The organism is Anoxybacillus sp. J5B_2022 (assembly GCF_026847645.1).
Classification (GTDB): Bacteria; Bacillota; Bacilli; order Bacillales; family Anoxybacillaceae; genus Anoxybacteroides.
This window is the reverse complement of the sequence record NZ_JAPSMC010000099.1, coordinates 1-5,665: the sequence shown is the minus strand read 5'-3', so window position 1 is coordinate 5,665 and position 5,665 is coordinate 1. Positions and strand designations below refer to the sequence as shown.

The 5,665-nt window shown below is 42.2% G+C and carries 5 protein-coding genes; all 5 read left to right on the top strand.

What is annotated here, in order from left to right; genetic code table 11:
• Positions 1–175 precede the first annotated feature (175 nt).
• Positions 176–547 (top strand): type II toxin-antitoxin system RelE family toxin, encoded by a 372-nt coding sequence (locus M4I42_RS16185; protein ID WP_268853090.1) that lies wholly within the window; start codon positions 176–178, stop codon positions 545–547.
• A 174-nt stretch (positions 548–721) separates the two neighbouring features.
• A complete protein-coding gene (locus M4I42_RS16180) occupies positions 722–1,294 on the top strand; it encodes a transposase (protein ID WP_268853089.1) in 573 nt (190 codons plus the stop codon).
• Position 1,295: 1 nt separating this feature from the next.
• Positions 1,296–2,807 (top strand): YifB family Mg chelatase-like AAA ATPase, encoded by a 1,512-nt coding sequence (locus tag M4I42_RS16175; protein WP_268853088.1) that lies wholly within the window; start codon positions 1,296–1,298, stop codon positions 2,805–2,807.
• A 146-nt stretch (positions 2,808–2,953) separates the two neighbouring features.
• On the top strand, positions 2,954–4,804 hold the full coding sequence (gene asnB / locus M4I42_RS16170; protein WP_268853087.1) for an asparagine synthase (glutamine-hydrolyzing): 1,851 nt from the start codon (positions 2,954–2,956) through the stop codon (positions 4,802–4,804).
• Between the two features lie 144 nt (positions 4,805–4,948).
• A partial coding sequence (locus M4I42_RS16165) for an Rpn family recombination-promoting nuclease/putative transposase (RefSeq protein ID WP_268853086.1) occupies positions 4,949–5,665 on the top strand: 717 nt, incomplete at its 3' end.

Genomic DNA, 5,665 nt, shown 5'->3' with positions numbered 1-5,665 from the left:
TATTTTGAGCAGTTGCTCCAAATAAAAGAAGTTGTAGAAGAAGCACTTGATCAAATTGTTATGGAAGAGGCATATGCACGTAAGAATAAACCTGTAAATCAAACTTTATCAGATATTTTTGATGAAGCAGATATTAATGTAAACGAATTAATGAAATTATTAGAGGAAGATTGATGTGAAAACGCTTGAAGATTTGCAGGAGATTATTTTAGAAAAATATAATGTTGAACTGAGGTTTGTTGAGGATGTAAAGCAGGATATTAAAGCGATTAATAAAGGACATAGACAAACCATTTTATTAGAAATTTTAAGAAGGGCAAAGCAAGGTTCCCTATTTAAGCCGGATGGAGTTGCTGAATCGTTACATGGGGACTTGCATGGTTTTGCAAAGATTAAGTCGAAGTCACTAAATATTAGAATTATTTATCGCCCGGTTGAAGGACAGCCGATAAGGATGGAAATAATTGCAATAGGCCCTCGTGATAAAGAAAAGGCATATCGAATGGCTGCGGAACGTTTACAAAAATTCTTCATGGAAATGGGGTAGCATGCCTGCCACGCCCCGAAGATTGTCGAAGTTTTATAGAGACAGAGAGTCGTAGAAATTTCAAGAGCGTGCCTGTCACCCGTCGAGAGAGTATCAAAAAATTTTTCTTTTGATGCAGATTTTGCCCGTTTTTGTCGAAAGGATATGCAAGAAAGTTCATGTGAGGTGAAAAATGTGGGTCGGGCGAGGCGGATTTGGGTGCCGCATTTGTTTTACCATATTGTGTGCCGTGGAAACCGGCGTGATCCGTTGTTTAAAGACGCAAATGATTTCCGCGCGTTTTTGTATATCCTCGAACAGCTTCATGAAAACATTCCGTTTGAACTCGCTTCGTATTGCCTCATGACGAATCATTTTCATCTTCAACTTCGCTCACAACAACAATCCATTTCCAAAGTCATGGCACTGATTAACAAACGATACGCCAATTATTACAATACACGTTACGGGTTAACTGGTCATGTGTTTGAAAAGCGTTACTTCAGTAAAATCATTGACGATGACGCAGGGATGTTAGAAGTCAGTCGCTATATTCATCTCAACCCTGTCGAGGCACGTATGGTGCATCTCCCCGAACATTATCGCTGGAGCAGTTTCCATTTTTATCACCAATCTCCCTCATTGCCTTCATTTATGAACATTGATGTACTCCTTCGTTACTTTTCTGGAACAATGAATGAGAAAAAAAGAGCATATGTGCAGTTTGTGAAAGAAGATGTTGTACCGAACTGTGTCAAGGAGGAATAACATGAAAGTTTGTAGCATCGGTTTGCGCGGGATGGAAGGGTATCGTGTGCAAGTGGAAGTGAAAGAACTGCCGGGAATGCCTTCTGTTGTGATTGTTGGATTACCCGATACATCGGTGAAAGAAGCGAAGGAGCGAGTCATTGCAGCGTTGTACGCCTTTGGGTGCGATGTGATGAAGCAAAAACTTGTCATCCATTTGTCGCCGCCAGAGCGAAAAAAACAAAGCCCGATGTTTGATTTAGCAATGGCGATTGGCATTTTAAAAGTAAAAGGAAAGCTCGAACAGCCAGTTCCGCCACATATTGCGTTTTTAGGCTCATTGTCATTAGACGGAGCCATTCAGCCTGTCGATGGGATGTTACCAGCCATTTTAGCGGCAAAAAAGCTTGGGTTTGAGCAAGTATATGCGCCATACGATCCTACCCTACCCCTTCATCACTTGCAACATGTCAATTGTGTGTTTGTGCAAACGTTAGATGAAGTGATGCAATGCTTAAAAGGGCAACAAGCGTTTCCCCCAGCTATGCATTTCCCCGCCGTAGCGGACACCCCGAAAAACAACCACCGCGATTTTCAACATATCATTGGGCATGAGCACGCAAAGTATGCATTGGAAGTTGCCGCAGCAGGGGAACATAACGTGTTAATGATCGGACCGCCGGGGTGTGGGAAAAGTTTATTAGCTGAAACGTTTCCGACGATTTTGCCGCGCCTTTCCGATGAAGCGCAGCTGGAAGTGCTTAGTTTATACCAACTAGCAGGAGAACCGAAAAACGATTCCTCTCCACCGTTTCGTCATCCACATCATTCAGCATCTTCTGTAGCATTGATTGGTGGAGGAACACAGCCGAAGCCGGGAGAGGTTTCCCTTGCCCATCGCGGGGTGTTATTTCTTGATGAAATGGCAGAGTTTACGAAAAAGACGCTGGACATGCTTCGCCAGCCGTTAGAAACAGGCAAAGTGACGATTAGCCGCGTTTCGTCGACGGTGACGTATCCAGCACATTTTATTTTGATCGGAGCGATGAACCCATGCCCATGCGGATATTCCGGTTCGAAAAAACGCTATTGCATATGCAGCCCAAAACAAATCCACGCCTATCGCCAGCGCATCTCCGGGCCGATTTACGATCGTATCGATATACTGTTATCGTTAGAAGCAGTGAATTTGACTCAAAAATCAAAGCAAGTAGACTGTTCGGAAACGATTCGCAGCCGTGTGGAAGCTGCGCGTTTCCGGCAATTCGAACGATATGGGGAAGAAATAACAAACGGCCGTGTGCCGATAGACGTGCTGCTTGCGAAAAGTCCATTGACGAAAGGGCAACAACAACTGCTTCAACATTGGGCGGCTATGAATGACTGGAGCAACCGTGTCCAAATAAAAATTATTCGCCTCGCTCGCACCATTGCCGATTTAGCAGAAGCGGAAGACATCACCGATGAAGCACTATGGAAGGCGACGGTGTTTCGGAGAATAAAAGAAGGACGGCAAGAAAGGAATATGAAGTAGGGTAGCGTGCCACTGTCACGCCCCGATTCCACTATCAAACAAAAGATGTGAAGCAGCTTTAAAAATTTTTAATCACTTTTAATGAACGAATATCCTCTGCTTTGTATACTAAAAATGTTACTACCGTGTTAACCTAGGAGGATATTATGTGCGGCATAGCAGCTATATTTTCAAATAGACCTATTTCGTTTGCAACGATAAAGAAAATGACGGATATTATTGAGCATCGAGGACCTGACGGAGAAGGACATCAATCATTGTTTGAAGGCAAGTTGTGGTTAGGGCATCGACGGTTAGCGATTGTCGACCTTTCCAATAACGGCTCACAGCCGATGAGTTATAAAAACGGAAGATATTGGATCGTGTTTAATGGGGAGATTTATAACTACATCGAAATCCGAAAAGAGTTAGAAGCTTTAGGGCATCGTTTTGTATCAACGACCGATACGGAAGTAATTATGGCAGCGTACGATGAATGGGGAGAAGCGTGTTTGCACAAATTTAACGGCATGTGGGCGTTTATCATCGTTGATACGGTGGCCAAAACGCTGTTTGCGTCTAGAGACCGATTTGGTGTAAAACCGTTCTATTATGTCGTTAAAGACGAAACGATTGCTTTTGCCTCTGAAATTAAGCAGTTGCTTGTAGAAGATTTTGTTAATAAAAAAGCCAACCGGGATAAAGTCGCTAAGTTTCTCTTATTCGGAGAAGTGAATATGGAAAAAGAAACATTTTTTGAGGGAGTAAATCAGCTTCTTCCGAGTGAAGCAATGCGCATAAATTTAGATGAAGGGGTAGGTAGTTTAAAAACTTGGAGATATTACCACCCACTGGTAAACAAAGCAATGAAACGAGACGGCAACCTGACCGAGTATCAGCGTCAATTTAAAGAGCTGTTGTTTGATTCCGTCCGGTTGCGGCTTAGAAGCGATGTGCCGGTTGGCTCTTGCTTAAGTGGCGGGATGGACTCTTCTTCAATTGTATTAGTGATGCACGAACTGTTTAAGCAAGACGGTGTTCGGAATAACATTAAAACGTTTACGTCGTGCTTTGCCAATAAAAAATATGACGAATGGGAGTTTGCGGAAACCATTGTCGAGCAGGCAGGAGCGGATAGTTATCAAGTATATCCAGATATGAATGATTTATTTAATGAAATTGAAGATTTAATTTGGCATCAAGACGAGCCGTTTAAATCTACGTCGATATATGCTCAATGGAATGTGATGAGGCTTGCTCGGCAAAACAATATCACGGTGCTGTTAGATGGACAAGGGGCCGATGAAACGATGGCAGGCTACCATCCATATATCTCGGTATATATGGCAAATTTAATTCGAGCCGGCGAGTTCCAAACGGCGGCTGAAGAGTTGAAAAAATTAAAAGAAACAGGACTTATTTCCGCTACGGAGCCGCTAGGAAAAGTGTGGTTGAAAATCATTTATCATGCGTTAGGGATAAAAATTCGCCGTGGGAGCGATGTCAAGGAACTGTTGAAAAAAGAATACCAACATATCACTAGAACGGAAATCCCAAGCAATTTCCAAGAGTATCTATATACAGAAATTTTCGGATCCTTGCAGTCATTGTTACGATACGAAGACCGAAATTCGATGGCATTTTCTATTGAAGCACGAACACCGTATCTCGATTACCGGTTAGTGGAACTAATGTTGTCCATACCGGGAGGATACAAAATTTATGGCGGATATACGAAACCGTTTTTGCGGCAAGCGATGAAGGGGATAATGAACGATAAAGTTCGTCTGCGGGTCGATAAGAAAGGGTTTGTGACACCAGAGGACATTTGGTATAGAGAAAAATTTACAGAAATTCAATCCATTCTTCTATCGAACGACTCACCGCTTGATTTATGGATCGACAAAGCACAACTAAGAAACTGGCTAAACGATCCGGAGAAACCGTTTGGTAAATACCACTTATGGCGGTTGCTATCCGTTCATTTTTGGATGAAAAAATTTAATTTGAGGGGGTAGCGTGCACTGTCACGCCCCGAAGTTTGTCGAAGTTTTATAGAAACAGAGAGTCGTTGAGTGGCTCTCTGTTTTTTCATTTCCGAAGCAGGAATGTTGTTTTTGTTGTCGAAAAATATGCAACAAAATGGAAAGCGAGGTACATATATGGTGGTTGATCATGATCGGTTGTTTAAAGAGCTGATTACGACGTTTTTTGAAGAGTTTCTTCTCCTCTTTTTCCCACATGTGCATGAGCATATCGACTTTTACCATGTGTCGTTTTTGTCGGAGGAATTGTTTACGGATGTGACGGCAGGGGAGAAGTATCGCGTTGATTTACTTGTCGAAACAAAATTAAAAGGGGAAGACGGCTTGATTATCGTCCATATCGAAAATCAAAGCTACGTGCAGCCATCTTTTCCGGAACGAATGTTTATTTACTTTAGCCGCTTGTTTGAAAAGCATCGCAAGCCCATTCTTCCCATTGCGCTGTTTAGCTATGACTTCATTCGCCACGAACCTTCATCGTTTACACTCCAATTTCCGTTTTTTGATGTGCTTCAGTTTCAATTTTTGGTGGTTGAATTGCGCAAGCAAAACTGGCGTGACTATATTCGTCATGACAACCCAATCGCCGCTGCATTGTTAAGTAAAATGGGGTATACTGAAAGTGAAAGAATAGAACTAAAGAAACAATTTTTACGCATGATCGTGCGGATGGAATTAGACGAAGCAAAGCAGCGGTTGTTCATCGGCTTTTTTGAAACGTATGTAAAATTATCAGATGAAGAAGAACAACAATTACGAAACGAGGTGAATGAAATGGAAACGAAAGAAAAAGAACAAGTGTTGGAATTAATGATTTCGTATGAGAAAAAAGAG

What these genes read in the sequence shown, in the direction of transcription:
- M4I42_RS16175 (WP_268853088.1), top strand. Translation starts at nt 1,296, where the DNA reads ATGAAAGTTTGTAGCATCGGTTTGCGCGGGATGGAAGGGTATCGTGTG.
- asnB (WP_268853087.1), top strand. Translation starts at nt 2,954, where the DNA reads ATGTGCGGCATAGCAGCTATATTTTCAAATAGACCTATTTCGTTTGCA.